We start from the raw sequence: 15,828 nt of genomic DNA on the forward strand, positions 1-15,828 counted from the left end.
GCGGCCTCACGTCAGACACGAGAGGCAGGATATGAGCGAATTTGATGAGGAGGCCCTGGCCGAGGTCTACAACCGGGGCCTGGAACTGGAAAAGGCCGGTGACCTCAAGGCAGCCGCCGAGGCCTATTGTCAGGCGCTCGAACTGGATCCGGAAGACCATTGCGGTGCCAGCATTCGCCTCGCCGCCATGGGCGCCGTGGCAACGCCGGAACGCATGCCGGACGCCTATGTCGCCACCCTGTTTGACCAGCATGCCGACGTCTTCGAAGCCATCCTCGTCGACCAGCTCGAATATTGCGTGCCCTTGCTCCTGCGCGAGCAGCTGCGCACCCATGCGCCAGGGCTTTACCCCGCTGTGCTGGATCTGGGCTGCGGCACGGGTCTGACCGGCGAAGCGCTCGCCGATATCAGCGACACCATCACCGGCGTCGACCTGTCCGAGCGCATCATCGAGATCGCCTTCGACCGCGAGGTCTATGAAGACCTGTACGTCGGTGAGGCCGTTGCCTTCCTTGAGGAGTTCGAAAACGAGGACGGCAGCCGTCCGACCTATGACCTCATCGCCGCCACCGACGTTATGCCCTACCTCGGCCGCCTCGAGCCGGCAATCGCCGCCGCCGCCGCCCGCCTCAACCCCGACGGCGTTCTGGGTTTCTCCACCGAGACCCTGCCGGACGACGCCATGGCCGGTCAGCCCTACATCGTTGGCCCGAAGCGGCGCTTCGCCCATGCGGAAGGCTATGTCCGCGAGGTTCTCGCCGCCAACGGCTTTGCCATCCTGGCGATGGACCCGATCACCGTCCGCCTTGAAGACGGCGAGCCCGTCCCCGGCCATCTGGTCCTCGCCCGCCGCGCCTGACAGCTCAAGAGGGGGAGGGGGCACGCTTCCTCTCCCTCTTCACAATGGCGTCATTGCCCAAAGCTTGCTCTCCCCTTGCGGCGCCAACGCGGTAGCTTGTGAGCGTGTGAAGGCCGGAGGGGCGGGCATGCGGTCATTGGTTTTATGGACACTGATGCTGGTCGCGCTGGTAGGGCAGGGGGCTCTGGCGCCCCGATCCGCCCTGGCGCAGACCGAAGTGGATCTGGAACTCATCCTGCTGGCCGATGCCACCGGCTCGATCGACGAGGACGAGATCCGTTTCCAGCGCCAGGGCTATGCCGAGGCCATCGTCGACCCTGCCGTTCTCTCCGCCATCACAGGCAATATGATCGGCCGCATCGCGGTCGCCTATGCGGAATGGGCCGGGCCCGGCTCGCAGGACATGGTGGTCGACTGGACCATCATCGACAGCGCCGAAAGTGCCGCCAGCTTTGCCGCCGCCCTCTCCGAAGGCCGCCCGCGCAGGGCCTATGGCCGCAACGCCATCGGCTCCGCGCTGCTCTACGGCAAGGCCCAGCTTGAAACCAACGCCTTCGCCGGCATGCGCCGCGTCATCGACCTCTCCGCCGACAGCGCCGGGAACTGGGGCGGTCCGGCGATCACTGTGGCGCGGGACGAGGTGGTCAAGGCCGGCATCATCATCAATGGCCTCGCCGTCCTCTGCCGCACCTGTTCTGGTCGCCCGTCGTCCTATGATCTCGAAGCTGCCTTCGGCGAGATGATCATCGGCGGGCCGGGCTCCTTCGTCGTCAGCGCCGAGAATGCCCAGAGCTTCGCCGCGGCTGTGCGCCGCAAGCTGATCCTCGAAATCGCCGGCGATGTTCCGGCGGGGCGTCTGGCGCGGGTCACTGGCCCCGCGCGGGCAGCCGGACTTGTCATCCAGAACCAGCAACAGGGAGCGATCCGATGAATGACATGACCCCCGTGCCGCGCAAGACGGCCAAGGATTTTCCGCAGGAACTCCTCGACCTTTATGACTTTTATGCCCATGGCAAGATCTCGAAGCGCGAGTTCCTGGAAGGTGCGGCCAAGTTCACCGTCGCTGGCCTGACAGCCGCGATGCTGCTTGATCAGCTGGCCCCCAATTATGCCCTCGCCCAGCAGGTTGCGCCTGATGACGCCGCCATCACGGCCGAACGCATCACCTTTCCCTCGCCCAATGGCCATGGCCAAGTGAACGGCTATCTGGTCCGCCCCGCCGGCGCGACAGGTAAGCTCCCCGCTGTGCTGGTCATCCACGAGAACCGTGGCCTCAATCCCTATATCGAGGACGTCGCTCGTCGCCTTGCCAAGGCCGGTTTCCTGGCGCTTGCGCCGGACGGGCTGACCTCGGTCGGTGGCTATCCCGGCAATGACGACAAGGGCCGCGAGTTGCAGCAGACCGTGGACGGCACCAAGCTGATGAACGACTTCTTCGCCGGTTTCGAGTTCCTGCTGGCGCATGAGGCCAGCACGGGCAAGGTTGGTGCGGTCGGCTTCTGCTATGGCGGTGGCGTGGTCAATGCCATCGCTGTGGCCTATCCGGAACTGGCCGCCGGTGTGCCCTTCTATGGCCGCCAGCCGAAACCGGAAGACGTTGCTGCCATCAAGGCTCCGCTCCTGATCAAATATGCCGAGCTGGACGAGCGCATCAACGCCGGCTGGCCGGCCTATGAGGAAGCGCTGAAGGCGGCCGGCAAGACCTACACGGCTTACATCTATCCGGGCGTCAATCACGGCTTCCACAATGACACCACGCCGCGCTACGACGCGGCCGCCGCAAAACTCGCTGAAGAGCGCACCGTCGCCTTCTTCCAGGAACACCTCAAGTAACGCAAAAAAAGCCCCTCTGCCGTCAGGCAGGGGGGCTTGCTTGCTTGGGTTTCAGATTTTGTCATCCTGGCCGAGCAGCGCGAGAGCCTGGGTTCACTCGCTTGCAGAGCGAGGAGTGGGGCAACCGCGTTGACGTGGCCGACGTGCCGCTTGCCGCTGTCCTGAAGCGCAAGGCAAGGCCGCTGACCTCGTCGCTCCTGCGCAGGCAGGAGCCCAGTAACCACCAGCGCTCCTTGGGATTTTCCGAGGTTCCCCAACCAACTCTCGCCCCGATTACTGGGCTCCTGCCTTCGCAGGAGCGACGAAGGTGACGGGGTATTGCAACCCGCCACCCCCGACCTGCCTCAGGTTTCAGCGATCTCAGTCGCCTCGATCTTGATGTCAAAGCCTTCCAGTCCAACGTAGTGCCGTTCGCGCGAGGAAAGGAGGCGAATCGAGGTGACGCCGAGATCCTTGAGGATCTGTGCGCCGAGGCCCACTTCACGCCACTGCTCCTGGCGCACCTGCGCCGAACCATGCTCTTCGGTTTCCGCCGCTTCCAGATCGGAGCGGGCGCGCTTGGACTGGCGGGCAACCCCCACAGAACCCTCGCGCAGGAACACGATCACGCCGCGGCCCCGGTCGGCAAAGCTCTTCATCACCGCGTCGAGCGGCTGGGCGGCGCCGAAGACATCATCCAGCACCGATTCCAGCTGCAGGCGAACGGGCACGTTGCGGCCATCGAGAATGTCGCCGTAGATCACGGCCACATGGTGCATCGGGTCGTAGGGCGTGGCGTAGGTGACGGCATAGGCCGGGCCGGCCACGGTCTGCACCGGCTGCTCGTTGACGCGCTCGATCAGGCGCTCGGTGCGCTGGCGCCAGGCGATCAGGTCGGAGACGGAGACCATCTTCAGCCCATGTTCGGCGGCGAATTCGTCCACCTGAACACCACGCTTGACCGTGCCATCGTCATTGACCAACTCGCTGATGACGCCGACTGGCTCGAGGCCGGCCAGACGGCACAGGTCCACGGCGGCTTCCGTATGGCCGGAGCGCATCAGCACGCCGCCTTCCTTGGCGATCAGCGGGAAGATATGCCCGGGACGGACAAAATCCGACGGTCCGGCGTTCGGATTGGCCAGACCGCGCACGGTGGCGCAGCGTTCATCGGCGGAAATGCCGGTGGTGAGGCCATGCCGGTAGTCGACAGAGATCGTGAAGGCGGTGGAGAGCGGCGCATCATTGCTGGCCACCATCGGATCAAGGCGCAGCCGCTTGGCCGCTTCGACGGTCATCGGCGCGCAGACGATGCCGGAGGTGTGGCGCACGATGAAGGCCATCTGCTCCGGCGTCACCTTGGTGGCGGCAACGATCAGGTCGCCCTCGTTCTCGCGGTCGTCATCATCGGTGACGACGACAATCTCGCCGCGCTCAAAGGCGCGGATCGCTTCGGCTACACGGGCCTGGGACACGGGATGCTCCTTCGTGGTGGATAGGCCGAGAAAATCATTTGGCGTCACTGCCCCGCCCGTGGCCTCGGCGATCTTGCGGGCCATGTCCCGCGACACCCAGGCACCGGGATCGTTGCAGAGCGCGGTGACCGAGGCAGGTGAAAGCCCTGCGCGGCGCGCAAAGGCGCTGCGGCTTTCCCCGGTCTGTGCAAGCCAATGATCCAGTCTCATGCGCAGAGCCTAGCGCAGGACGCATTCAGTCTCAAGGAAATAGATGCGGGATTTTCAGTCTCGCTGAAATCAACCCACCTGACCGCGATGGCGCAGGAAATGGTCTGCGAGAACACAGGCCAGCATCGCCTCGCCCACTGGCACGGCGCGAATGCCGACGCAAGGGTCGTGGCGACCCTTGGTCATCACATCCACTTCCTCGCCGTCGCGCGTGACGGACTGGCGCAGGTTGAGGATCGACGAGGTCGGCTTGACGGCAAAGCGGGCCACGATCGGCTGGCCGGAGGAAATGCCCCCCAGGATGCCGCCAGCATTGTTGGAGAGAAACCGCGGGGCAGTGTCGCCGGCGCGCATCTCGTCCGCATTGTCCTCGCCGGTCAGGCTCGCCGCGTCAAAGCCGTTGCCGATCTCCACGGCCTTGACCGCATTGATCGACATCAGTGCGCTGGCGATGTCCTGGTCGAGCTTGCCATAGAGCGGTGCGCCAAGACCGGCCGGCACGCCTTCGGCGACGACTTCGATGACCGCACCGACGGAGGAGCCGGCTTTGCGGATGCCGTCGAGATATTCGGCGTAGAAGGCTGCCATCTTCGCATCCGGGCAGAAGAAGGGGTTGTTGTCGACTTCCGCCCAGTCCCAGGCCGCGCGGTCGATCTTGTGCGGGCCCATCTGCACCAGCGCGCCGCGAATGGTGACGCCCGGCAAAACGAGCCGTGCAACGGCGCCGGCGGCCACGCGCATCGCGGTCTCGCGCGCCGAGGAACGTCCGCCGCCGCGATAGTCGCGGATGCCATACTTGGCGTCATAGGTGTAGTCGGCGTGACCGGGGCGATAGCTCGCCTTGATCTCGGAATAGTCCTTGGAGCGCTGGTCGGTGTTCTCGACATACAGCGAGATCGGCGTGCCGGTGGTCTTCTGCACCCCGTCCTCGTCGATCATGACGCCGGAGAGGATCCTCACCTGGTCCGGTTCCTGCCGCTGGGTGGTAAAGCGGTTCTGCCCCGGCTTGCGCTTGTCCATGAAGCCCTGGATGTCGGCTTCCGTCAGCGGGATCAGCGGCGGGCAACCATCCACCACGCAGCCGATGGCCGGGCCGTGGCTTTCGCCCCAGGTGGTGAAACGGAACAGATGGCCGAAAGAATTGTGCGACATGGACAGCCCGGACGGAACAACAGGAAAGGCAGGCCGGTTCTAGGCGGGTTTGGCGGCAGCGTCAAATGAATGGCCGCTCGCCAGCGCCTGCTGCCGCTGCTTGAAGTCACGTGCGGCCAGCGCCAGTCCGCCGTTGGCCCCATCGACAAAATGCACATGCTGGCTGGCGGCAAAGTCGGAGACATAGCAGGTCATCAAGGCCTCCTCCGCCTCAGTGAGGCCGTAGACGAGGTGTCCCAGCCGGTACTCTTCGGCAAGGAAAGCCTTCAGCGCTTCGGCCTGGGCGGTGGTAACGTCAAGCACCAGCCGCAGCGTGTCGTCGAACTTGCGAAAATCCGTGTTGAGCTGCATCTCGCGCATGTAGCGCCTCGGCTTCAGCGGGCCGATCGCCAGCCCGCTCCAGCGGGACAGGCGCACCAGCGCCACCACGACAAGCGTGCGCAGGATGGTGAAGATGGACGGGGAGCCGCCGGACAGCAGCCGCGTCTCGGGCAGGAGAGTGCCGGGGATAGCCTGCATGCGCAGGACCTCGTCCTGCACCGGCGCTTCGACAGGTTCGGGCGCGGCGGCATCGACGCCGACATAGTCGCCGAGGCCCTGCATCAGCCGGGTCAGCCCCGTCGGGCCGGCTGCCCCTGTCGGGCGGGCCATCAGCGAGACGATGCGGCCATGGCGGGCGCGCAATGGTTCCCAGCGGCAGGAAAAGCCGGTGAGGTCAGGGGGCGGCGGATCGAGAGTCTCGATCCGGTATCGGGCCGCACGGGCCCCGTCCTTCAGCCAGGCTTCCGCCAGCATCAGCCCGTCGCCGGAGACCATGGCGAGGAAGTTGCCCGGGCTCAGCTCGAACTTGCGCAGGCGGATGTCCGCGCCGGCCGCTCTCAGGTCAGAGACAGGGATCAGCGCGACGCGCAACTCCAGCCCGGCCGCCTGACTGGCAAGGCGTGCAACACCGGCCAGTGCCTCGGCCGCGACATGCCGGCCAGAGGCGGGCAGCAGCACCATCGCGCCGTCTCCGCCAAATACGAAAGGCAGCCGGTCGCGGCCCAGCCGGTTGAGCAGGGCGGAAATGACCGCCACTCCGATCATGTTGACGTCCTTGTAGCGCCCTGCCGCAATTGCCTCGGTCGAGCGAACAATGTCTGCGGCCGCCACCAGCCAGCCGTTCGGCACGGCGGCATAGGCCAGACCATCGGCCACGCCGCTGAAATCCGCGAAGCCGGGAAGGTCCAGATAGAAGTCCTCGTCCGTCATTCGCCGAGAGCCCTTTCGTCCGGCACGTCGTGACCTTGAGTTTCGCATGCCGGGCGCCGGCCGCCTACAGCTTCCACGGGATATCGCCGCCTTGCCGTGAAAACGCCTTTTGGTTCCGATATAGGCACGTATAAAGTCGTCCGGTCCGTGTTTCAGATCACGTCTGCGGCATGACATCGATCGGATGGGGCAAGCATCAGTCCTGGCTGCCGCAAGCTGCGGCGCCCAGTCGGAGTTGAACATGAAGTCCATTCTCAAGGGTCTGGCCGCACTTGGCCTTGCCACCTTTCTCGCCGCCGTACAGATCTCGGGAGCTGCGGCAGATGAAGCCGAAGGCAAGATTGCCGAGATCAATCCGGAAACCGCGACGATCACGCTGACGGACGGTCAGGTCTATCAGTTTCCGGTCGACTTCTACGTCGATGACTTGCAGCCAGGCCAGCTCGTGCGCGTCTTCTATGACGTCGATGGCAACAGGAAAATGCTCTACGACCTGCAGATCCAGTAGGCGGCAACGGCGGTGGCCTTACGGGCTGACGCCTACAGCACCGTCAGGCGGCCATTGTCCCAGACATAGACCACGTCCTGCGGCACATCGAGGCGCGGAATTGCAGCGGGCTCCAGCCCTTGCAGCAGCCCGCGCAAGACGCGGATGACACCGCCATGGATCACCGCAACGGTCGGGCCGTCAACCTCGGCCAGCCAGCCGGCAATCCGCGTCGTCAGCATCGCATAGCTTTCGCCTTCGGGCGGCGCAAAGCCCCACTTGTCGGCCCGGCGGGCAAGCACAAGCTCCGGATCCGTACGGTCCAGCTCCTCCAGGGTGAAGCCTTCCCAGCGCCCGAAGGTGATTTCCTTGAGCCGTTCCTCGAGACGGTAGGCTGACGGGTCGAGATCCATCGCTGCCCGGATCCGCTCCATGGTCTCGCGCGTGCGGCCAAGCGGCGAGGCGACAAAGTCGAAATCCGCAGCAGCCTGTCCGCTCGCCCGCAAATAGTCGCCAAGGGTCGTACCATTGCGCGTGGCCTGGGCGCGTCCCGTGTCATTCAGCGGAATGTCCTTCTGCCCCTGCATGCGGCCTTCCGCGTTCCAGTCGGTCTGGCCGTGGCGGATAAAGATGAGGCGTTCGGGGAGGCCGGTAGAGGGGAGGCCAGTAGAGGGGAGGCTGGTGGACATGGGCGAATCCAGCGTGAGGAGGAAGCGGGAAGGGCGGGCAGCGTTCCTGTGCCCGAGCGCCCGCAGCCCTGTCAATGCCGGCAGGGCAACCGGCCCTCACAAATGCGAAACCCCGGCCCATGGGAAGGGACCGGGGGAGTATTCTTCGACGTCATCCCAGCCCAGCTGAGCGCCAGCGAAGCGCCGAGCTGGCACCTGTCCCGGACTTGATCCGGGATCCAGATATCAGCCGCGCGAAGCGCGACCTCATTTATCAAGCACTGTGCGGATGCTGATAAAACTATGGGCTCGCTTGCGCTCGCACAGACATGCTGGATTCCGGATCAGCGGCTCGCGTTCGCTCGCCTTGTCCGGAATGACGGACCTAGACAGCAGCAGCCTGCTCCGCTGCCGTCCGGCTCAGTCCTTGACGACCGAAATGTCCGGCGCGTCGACGGCCTTCATGCCGACGACATGGTAGCCGCAGTCCACATGCTGGATCTCGCCGGTGACGCCGCGGCTGAGGTCCGAGCACAGGAACAGGGCGGCATCGCCCACTTCCTCGATGGTCACCGTGCGGCGCAGCGGGGCGTTGTACTCGTTCCACTTCAGGATATAGCGGAAGTCGCCAATGCCCGAGGCGGCCAGCGTCTTGATCGGGCCGGCCGAAATGGCGTTGACGCGGATGTTCTTCGGGCCAAGGTCAACGGCAAGATACTGCACGCTGGCTTCGAGCGCGGCCTTGGCAACACCCATGACGTTGTAATGCGGCATGACCTTCTCGGCGCCGTAATAGGTCAGCGTCAGGATCGAGCCGCCGTCAGTCATCAGCTTTTCCGCGCGCTGGGTGACAGCGGTCAGCGAATAGCAGGAGATGTCCATGGTGCGGGCAAAGTTGCCCGGCGTCGTGTCGACATAGCGGCCGGTCAGCTCGTCCTTGTCGGAGAAGGCGATGGCGTGTACGAGAAAGTCGATCTTGCCCCAGGTCTTTTCCAGATGGGCAAACACCTCGTCGATGCTGGCCCCATCCGTCACGTCGCAATGGCCGGCAACGATGGCGCCCAGCTGTTCGGCGAGCGGTTCGACGCGCTTCTTCAGCGCCTCGCCCTGATAGGTCAGCGCAAGCTCGGCACCGGCATCGGAAAGGGCCTTGGCGATGCCCCAGGCAATCGACCGGTTGTTCGCAACGCCCATGATCAGGCCGCGTTTGCCGTTCATAAGTCCGCGCGTGTCCGCCATCATTTTCTCCAGATGCGTATGCCTTTAGTCTGCCCGGCGGGCTGGCCTCCTATGGCACAGGCCCCTTGCTGCTTCAAGTCATCCCCGACAGCCTGCGGCTCTGCGAAGTCTGGACCGGCGGCTTGCGATATGGTAGCGGCCCCACACCTGCCTGGCCTGTCCGAGGGCCGTCCGCTTGAGGAGTGACGTGAATGGCTGAACTCGACCACGCTGCCCGTTTTGCCGAGCTGATCGGTGCCGCGAATGTGCTCACCGCGGCCTCCGACAAGGCGCCGTTTCTCGTCGAATGGCGTGATCTCTACCAGGGCGTGACGCCAATGGTGCTGCGTCCGGGCACGACGGCCGAGGTGAGCGCGGTGCTGAAATATGCCGACGCAAACGGCCTCAAGATCGTGCCGCAGGGTGGCAACACGGGCCTTGTCGGCGGCCAGATCCCCAAGGAATCCGGGGAGGAAATCGTTTTGTCGCTGGCAAGGCTGAACCGCGTGCGCAACGTTGATCCGCAGGGCTTCACCATCACCGTCGAGGCTGGCGTGGTGCTGGAGACGCTGCAGAACGAAGCGGACGCCGTCGACCGGCTGTTCCCGCTGGCGCTGGGCTCGCAAGGCTCCTGCCAGATCGGTGGCAACCTCTCCACCAACGCCGGCGGCACCGCCGTTCTGGCCTATGGCAACAGCCGCGATCTGGTCCTCGGCCTCGAAGTCGTCATGGCCAATGGCGACATCTGGAACGGTCTCCGGGCCCTTCGCAAGGACAATACCGGTTACGATCTGAAACACATGTTTATCGGCGGGGAGGGCACTCTGGGGGTGATCACGGCCGCCACGCTCAAGCTTTTCCCCAAGCCGAAGAAGCTGGAAGTCGCCTTCATCGGCCTGTCGAGCCCGGAAGCGGCGCTGGACCTCTTCTCCACCGCCAAGGCGCAGGCCGGACCGATTCTCACCGGTTTCGAGATCATGCCGCGCGTCGGGCTGGAGTTCTGCATCCGCCATCTGCCCGGTGCCCGCGATCCGCTCGCCGGCACCCATCCCTGGTATGTGCTGATGGAACTGTCTTCGGGCACCGAGGCCTTCCCGGTGCGCGACCTGCTGGAGTCGATCCTGGGCGAAGCCTACGAGAAGGGTCTCGTCGAGGATGCGGCCTTTGCCGAGTCCATGGCCCAGGCCCAGGACTTCTGGCACATCCGCCACGGCATGTCGGAGGTTCAGCGCGCCGAGGGCGGCTCGATCAAGCACGACGTCTCCGTGCCCGTCGCCTCGATTCCGGCCTTCCTCGCCAAGGCGATTGCCGCCGTCGAAGCCATGGTCCCCGGCTGCCGCCCGGTGCCCTTCGGTCATCTCGGCGATGGCAACATCCACTTCAACGTCAGCCAGCCGATCGGCGCCGACAAGGAAGCCTACATCGCCCGCTGGGACGAGATGAACGCCCTCGTCCACGGCATTGTGCACGAGTTCAACGGCTCCATCTCCGCCGAACACGGCATCGGCCGCCTGAAGCGCGACCTGCTGCGCGAGGTGAAAAGCCCGCTCGAACTCGACCTGATGCAACGCATCAAATCCGCCTTCGACCCCAACAACACGCTCAACCCGGGGCGGGTGCTGTAAGGGGCTTCAGCAGGGAAGCCGTCAAGACGCACGACTGGCGAGGGATGTCGCAGGGTATAAGAGCCGCCTTGCCACTCCCTCGTCGCTCCTGCGCAGGCAGGAGCCCAGTAACCATCAGACTTCGTTGTCTTCTCCGGTGCTACTCTCTCCACGCCGTCCCGGCCCTGTGCCGGGACCTGTCAGGGGCGCCGCACCTTCTCCGTCCGGTCACGGCCCATGCGGTGATGAGGTCCCGGCTCAAGGCCGGGACAGCGCGGAGAGGATGGCGAGGCAGGAAGCTACATCATTCTCCGCGATCATTCGGGCTTGGTCCTCGCCAAAGCAAGGAAGCCATCAACCCAAAGAGTTCATTCCTGCGTTCGCCCCACCCTCCGCAGTCATCCCCGCCTCGTGCGGGGATCCAGCCTCCAGGCTCCGGCTGACCAGAAGTGTGCACCATCCCCCCAGCCCGCATGGATCCCCGCACAATGCGGGGATGACCGGCAAAGGATGTGGCACGTTCAAAAGCCACTTGCCTCTCCCTCGTCGCTCCTGCGCAGGCAGGAGCCCAGTAACCATCAGACTTCGTTGTTTTTCCGGTTCTGCTCCGACCCCTCAGGCCGCGAAACCCGCGCTCCGGCGCCTAAAGCATCCACAACAGCCGCCCCACCCGGCCACCATCCCACCCCCGCCGTCCCGGCCCTTTGCCGGGACCTGTCAGGTACGCCGCAGCATCTCCGCCCGGTCACCAGTCATGCAGAACGATGAGGTCCCGGCTCAAGGCCGGGACAGCGCGGAGAGAGTGGCGAGGCAGAGAGGTCTGAATCAAGTCAGTTTTAACAATGCTTCTTTTGCGCGCTGACGTAAGTCCTCATCATCAAGATCGTCTTTATCCCGAGTGTCTGGATCGCTGCAGTATGTATCGATGTCACAGAACAAGTCGTTGAGTATGTCAAAGATCGTCCGAGGGAATGCAGTTGTCTCGCTTTTAAAAAGGTCTAAGTAGGCAAGCTCAAATCTAGATGCTGATATTTCGCCGGCGACGAACAGATCTATCAATCGAATGTAGTTTTCAAGAGCACTTATGATGCCCGACTCCTGGCCGTTGGCTGCGGGAAAATAATGCCGCGGTGCGGTCGTCGCTGACCCTGTTGGGCCAAACTACACCCGATGCGCGCTACCGGCGTCTTTCAAGATTGCGTTGGCCGTGTGCCGGCTCTTGAGGTTTCTTGGCACGAGGACGGCCTTGCCGGTTTTGGCTGATCGCCAGACCTCGTGCGATCCCTTTGCGTTTCTCTCATGGTTGAAGCCGAGCGCCGACAGAAGCGTGCAGACCTGCCGGTAGAAGCCCTCGACCAACTAGGCAACTTCTCGCACATCTGGCCGCTGCCAGATGATTGCAGGAACAATATCCTTGAACGAGCGGGAAGCGATGTCGGCAGCGGACATGTGATTGCTGATGATCATGTCGATGGCTGCGTCCATCATGATCTCTTCAAATTCATCGAGGGTTGCCGCCTCGATGTGCAGTCCCTCGATGTCACTTTCGCTGTAGAAGACGTTTGCTTCGTCGTCCCACACGGCCTTCACGCGAAACGTGCGTTTCAACATGGCGAAGCTCCTCGTCGCGCGATCTATCACGCTGCGCCCATGCTCTTACTATATGGCACATCGCCTGCTTTTCAAAACGCGGCGATGCTGCAGGCTTCACCGCTCCAGCGCTGCCACCACTTCCACATGCGGGGAGTAGAGGAACTGGTCGACCGGGGTCACGCGGGTGAGCTTGTAGCCGCCGTCGAGGAGGAGGCGCAGGTCGCGGGCAAGCGTCGCCGGGTTGCAGGAGATGGCGGCGATGCGCTTGACCTTGGAGAGCGCAAGCTGTTCGGCCTGGGCTTGCGCGCCGGCCCGCGGCGGGTCGAAGGCGACGGCGTCGAAGGCATTGAGTTCGGCGGCCATCAGCGGCCGGCGGAACAGGTCGCGGCGCTCGAAGGTCAGCTTTTTGAGGCCCGAGGGCACGCGGCTCGCCTTGTCGAGGGCGGCAATGGCGGCGGCATCGGCCTCTACCGCATGCACCGACATCAGCGGCGCCATGCGGAAGGTGAAAGTGCCGATGCCGGCAAAGAGGTCGGCGGCCTTTTTTGACGGGCCGAGGGCTTCCAGCGTCAGCCGGGCCAGTTCCTCCTCGGCAACGGCGCTTGCCTGGGTGAAGCCGCCCGGCGGCGGCACGACGGCGATCTTGCCGATCATCAGCACCGGCGACCGCGCTTCGATGACAACCTCGCCCTTGACGGCCAGCCGCGCGAGACCGAGTTCGGATGCCATCGCGGAAAGGCTGATCAGCTTCTTCTCGTATCCCGTCACCGGATCGTCAATCGCCACATCCAGCCCGGCTGAAGTCGACAGCACGGTGAGCCGCAGTTCGCCCTTACGCGGGATCAGGGGCTCGGCGAGCTTTTTCAGGCCGGGGACGGCGGCGAGGATCGCGGGATCCAGAACGGGGCATTCGACCAGGTCCACGAGCCGGTGGCTGCCCTTCTCGTGATAGCCGAGCAGCACCTTGTGCCCGGCCCTGAGCGCGGTCAGCACGGCGCGGCGGCGGCTGCCGGGGCGGATCGCGATGATCGGCTCAACCGGCGTGTCGATGCCCCTTTCGGCCAGAGCGCGGACCACCTGGTCGCGCTTGAAGGCAAGATAGGTTGCATCGTTCATGTACTGCAGGCTGCAGCCGCCGCAGTGGTGATGCTGGTCGGAATTTGTCGGACGACGGTCAGGAGAGGGCGTCAGAATCTCCTGAATTGTCGCACGATTGTCGTGCACGGTGACACGCAGCCGGTCGCCCGGCAGGCCGCCGGCGACATAAAGGGTCCCGTCCGGTCCATCAGCGATGCCGTCGCCGAGATGTCCGAGGGTGGTGATGGTGATGTCGAGGGTCGCGTCAGTCATGGCCGTGCGATACTCCGCTTGACGGCGGCTCGCAAGCTTTCCCTTGGAAATCAGCTTGTTTTGCGGCCGTAGAGCAGGAATTCCCGGTTGCCGTCACCGCCCGTGACGGGCGAGGGCAGCAGCCCGAGCGCCTGCCAGCCGGTGAGGCCGTCCAGCCAGTCCCGAAGCTCCCCGGCCGAGGCTTCGGCTCGCTCCGGGGCTACCAGTCCGCCCTTGCCAACGCCTTCGCGGCCCACCTCGAACTGCGGCTTGACCAGCAGAAGCGCTTCGGCACCGGGCGCGGCAAGGTCGAGCGCAGGGGGCAGGGCGAGCTTCAGCGAAATGAAGCTGACATCGCTGACGATCAGGGAAGGTGCAGTGTTTTCAAGGTCTTGAAAAGTCAGCTCACGGGCATTCAGGCCGTCGCGGCGGTTGACGCGCGGGTCGTTCGAGATCGTTTCGTGCATCTGCCCGTGGCCGACATCGATGGCATGAACCTGGGCCGCGCCGCGTTCCAGCAGCACCTGGGTAAAGCCGCCGGTCGAGGCGCCGACGTCGAGACAGATGCGGCCCTCAGGCGAGACCGCAAAGCCATCCAGCGCGGCCAGGAGTTTCAGCGCGGCGCGGGAAACATAGGCGCCAGCGGGGTCAGAGATTTCAATTTTGGCTGTGAGGTCAACGGGTTGGCCGGGCTTGGTGGCGGTGCGGCCATCCACGGTCACCGTGCCGCGCAGCACCGCGTCGCGGCCCCGCGCCCGGCTGGGGGTGAGGCCCAGATCGACCAGCCGCTGGTCCAGCCTTTCACGTTGTGCCATGCAATCCAAATGCCTGAAATGATTGAGAGATCAAAAACAGCCGGCAAGTCCCGACATCAGCCGGTCAAAGTAGATGGCCTCGCCGAACTTCAGCCAGGCGAGGCTGGCCGCCAGGACCAGGGTCCCGCCGCCAACACCAGCGCCTGCCATCCAGTATCGCGACTGCATCCGATGCTCCCGACCGCCTGTCAGCTGGCGGCCGCTTCGGAGATCATCCGCCGCAGCTTGGCCAGGGCCGTTTCCGGATTTTCCTCGTAGGCGATGGTGCCGACAAAGCGATTGTTCTTGTCCATCAGATAGATGGCCGCCGTGTGGTCCATCGTGTAGCCGCCCGCATCCAGCGGCACCTTCTTGGCATAAACCCGGTAAGCCTTGATCATAGCATCGATCTGCTCCCGTGTCCCGGACAGGGCCTGAACCCGTGGATCGAAGGCAGCAACATAGTCCTTCATCACCTGCGGCGTGTCCCGTTCCGGGTCAACGGTGACAAAGGCATAGTTCAGCTTGTCGGCATCCGGCCCCAGTTGCTCGATCCAGCCCTGCAGGTCGGACAGAGTGGTCGGGCAGACGTCCGGGCAGAAGGTGAAGCCGAAGAACATCACGGTCGGTTTGCCCTTCAGGGTCGCATCCGACACCGGTTCATTGTTGCCGTTGACCAGCGTGAAAGGCCCGCCAATCGAGGCAACCGGCTCGATCAGGGAAGAGGGGGCAGGACCGCCCGCCATCTGGGTGTAGCTGACATAGCCTGCGCCGAGTGCAAGGGCGGCAACTGCCGCCCAGGCCCCGTAGCGCACGATCTTGAGCGCTGACATGTTGGTTTCGCCTTAGTTGGAGGGCTTCTTCATGCCATGGCCACCATGGCCGCCGTGCATGTCATGGTTCATTTCCTTGGCGCCGATCTTGGCAATCGGCATGTCCACGGTCACTGTTCCGGCCTTCTCGAAGGTCAGGGTTACAGGCAGTGTCTCGCCTTCCTTCAGCGGCTGCTTGATGCCCATGAACATCACATGCAGGCCGCCCGGCTTCAGTTCGACCGTCTCACCGGCGGGAACCGGAATGCCGCCTTCCATCTGGCGCATCTTCATCACGCCGTCGATAACGGCCATTTCATGCAGTTCAGTGCGCTCCGTGACGGGCGCGCTGGCCGCGATCAGCTTGTCGTCTGCGCTGCCCTTGTTGGTGATGACCAGAAAGCCACCACCGGCCATGGCATTGGGCGGGGTTGCGCGGGTCCAGGCGTTGCCGACAGTGAGGTCGCCGATGGTGACTTCGGCGGCCGCAGCGCTGCTGGCCAGTGCCGTGCAAACGAACGCTGCAGAGAGGAGAGTTTTGAGCAAGGTCATGAATACAGTCCT

18 protein-coding genes are annotated in these 15,828 nt (G+C 64.3%); 5 read left to right on the top strand and 13 right to left on the bottom strand.

What is annotated here, in order from left to right; genetic code table 11:
- The first annotated feature begins 31 nt into the window (after window positions 1-31).
- The 3 genes from ACTIFE_RS05805 to yghX all read left to right on the top strand — a co-directional run bounded on the left by ACTIFE_RS05805 (window position 32) and on the right by yghX (window position 2,692).
- On the top strand, window positions 32-859 hold the full coding sequence (locus ACTIFE_RS05805) for a methyltransferase (RefSeq protein WP_439528217.1): 828 nt from the start codon (window positions 32-34) through the stop codon (window positions 857-859).
- Window positions 860-986: 127 nt separating this feature from the next.
- Window positions 987-1,790 (top strand): DUF1194 domain-containing protein, encoded by an 804-nt coding sequence (locus ACTIFE_RS05810; RefSeq protein WP_439528218.1) that lies wholly within the window; start codon window positions 987-989, stop codon window positions 1,788-1,790.
- A 14-nt stretch (window positions 1,791-1,804) separates the two neighbouring features.
- On the top strand, window positions 1,805-2,692 hold the full coding sequence (gene yghX, locus ACTIFE_RS05815) for a YghX family hydrolase (RefSeq protein WP_439528335.1): 888 nt from the start codon (window positions 1,805-1,807) through the stop codon (window positions 2,690-2,692).
- A 344-nt stretch (window positions 2,693-3,036) separates the two neighbouring features.
- On the opposite strand, the gene ribB is transcribed toward yghX, so the two are convergent.
- The 3 genes from ribB to ACTIFE_RS05830 all read right to left on the bottom strand — a co-directional run bounded on the left by ribB (window position 3,037) and on the right by ACTIFE_RS05830 (window position 6,759).
- Window positions 3,037-4,356: a 3,4-dihydroxy-2-butanone-4-phosphate synthase gene (gene ribB, locus ACTIFE_RS05820; protein ID WP_439528219.1), complete on the bottom strand. Its 1,320-nt coding sequence runs from the start codon at window positions 4,354-4,356 to the stop codon at window positions 3,037-3,039.
- A gap of 69 nt (window positions 4,357-4,425) precedes the next feature.
- Complete coding sequence (gene aroC / locus ACTIFE_RS05825) at window positions 4,426-5,508, bottom strand: chorismate synthase (protein WP_439528220.1); 1,083 nt, start codon at window positions 5,506-5,508, stop codon at window positions 4,426-4,428.
- A gap of 39 nt (window positions 5,509-5,547) precedes the next feature.
- Window positions 5,548-6,759 (bottom strand): DUF3095 family protein, encoded by a 1,212-nt coding sequence (locus ACTIFE_RS05830; RefSeq protein ID WP_439528221.1) that lies wholly within the window; start codon window positions 6,757-6,759, stop codon window positions 5,548-5,550.
- Window positions 6,760-7,000: 241 nt separating this feature from the next.
- Between ACTIFE_RS05830 and ACTIFE_RS05835 the strand changes: the two genes are divergently transcribed.
- Complete coding sequence (locus tag ACTIFE_RS05835; protein WP_439528222.1) at window positions 7,001-7,267, top strand: DUF1344 domain-containing protein; 267 nt, start codon at window positions 7,001-7,003, stop codon at window positions 7,265-7,267.
- A 32-nt stretch (window positions 7,268-7,299) separates the two neighbouring features.
- Here ACTIFE_RS05835 and ACTIFE_RS05840 read toward each other — a convergent pair whose 3' ends face one another.
- Entirely contained in the window at window positions 7,300-7,935 is a 636-nt protein-coding gene (locus tag ACTIFE_RS05840; protein ID WP_439528223.1) for a histidine phosphatase family protein, read from the bottom strand.
- A 399-nt stretch (window positions 7,936-8,334) separates the two neighbouring features.
- Complete coding sequence (fabI, locus tag ACTIFE_RS05845) at window positions 8,335-9,153, bottom strand: enoyl-ACP reductase FabI (protein WP_439528224.1); 819 nt, start codon at window positions 9,151-9,153, stop codon at window positions 8,335-8,337.
- Between the two features lie 191 nt (window positions 9,154-9,344).
- On the opposite strand from fabI, the gene ACTIFE_RS05850 reads away from it, so the two are divergent.
- Window positions 9,345-10,757 carry an FAD-binding oxidoreductase gene (locus ACTIFE_RS05850; protein WP_439528225.1) on the top strand — a complete coding sequence of 471 codons (1,413 nt, stop codon included), beginning with the start codon at window positions 9,345-9,347 and terminating at the stop codon, window positions 10,755-10,757.
- Window positions 10,758-11,561: 804 nt separating this feature from the next.
- Here ACTIFE_RS05850 and ACTIFE_RS05855 read toward each other — a convergent pair.
- From ACTIFE_RS05855 to ACTIFE_RS05890, 8 genes are all read right to left on the bottom strand, one after another.
- The gene (locus tag ACTIFE_RS05855) at window positions 11,562-11,795 is read right to left on the bottom strand and encodes a colicin immunity domain-containing protein (protein WP_439528226.1); all 234 of its coding nucleotides are present in this window, start codon (window positions 11,793-11,795) and stop codon (window positions 11,562-11,564) included.
- Window positions 11,796-11,897: 102 nt separating this feature from the next.
- A complete protein-coding gene (locus ACTIFE_RS05860; protein ID WP_439528227.1) occupies window positions 11,898-12,095 on the bottom strand; it encodes a type II toxin-antitoxin system HicA family toxin in 198 nt (65 codons plus the stop codon).
- Entirely contained in the window at window positions 12,096-12,347 is a 252-nt protein-coding gene (locus ACTIFE_RS05865) for a DUF1902 domain-containing protein (RefSeq protein ID WP_439528228.1), read from the bottom strand. It abuts the gene before it with no gap.
- Between the two features lie 96 nt (window positions 12,348-12,443).
- Window positions 12,444-13,679, bottom strand: coding sequence for a class I SAM-dependent RNA methyltransferase (locus ACTIFE_RS05870; protein WP_439528229.1), 1,236 nt, complete (start codon window positions 13,677-13,679; stop codon window positions 12,444-12,446).
- Window positions 13,680-13,729: 50 nt separating this feature from the next.
- Complete coding sequence (locus ACTIFE_RS05875; protein ID WP_439528230.1) at window positions 13,730-14,473, bottom strand: TlyA family RNA methyltransferase; 744 nt, start codon at window positions 14,471-14,473, stop codon at window positions 13,730-13,732.
- A 30-nt stretch (window positions 14,474-14,503) separates the two neighbouring features.
- On the bottom strand, window positions 14,504-14,641 hold the full coding sequence (locus ACTIFE_RS05880) for a hypothetical protein (protein WP_439528231.1): 138 nt from the start codon (window positions 14,639-14,641) through the stop codon (window positions 14,504-14,506).
- Between the two features lie 20 nt (window positions 14,642-14,661).
- A complete protein-coding gene (locus tag ACTIFE_RS05885) occupies window positions 14,662-15,285 on the bottom strand; it encodes an SCO family protein (protein ID WP_439528232.1) in 624 nt (207 codons plus the stop codon).
- Between the two features lie 12 nt (window positions 15,286-15,297).
- Window positions 15,298-15,816 (bottom strand): copper chaperone PCu(A)C, encoded by a 519-nt coding sequence (locus ACTIFE_RS05890; RefSeq protein ID WP_439528233.1) that lies wholly within the window; start codon window positions 15,814-15,816, stop codon window positions 15,298-15,300.
- Between the last annotated feature and the right edge of the window lie 12 nt (window positions 15,817-15,828).

This window comes from Pannonibacter sp. (genome assembly GCF_051860505.1).
In the GTDB taxonomy this organism is placed as follows: Bacteria; Pseudomonadota; Alphaproteobacteria; order Rhizobiales; family Stappiaceae; genus Pannonibacter.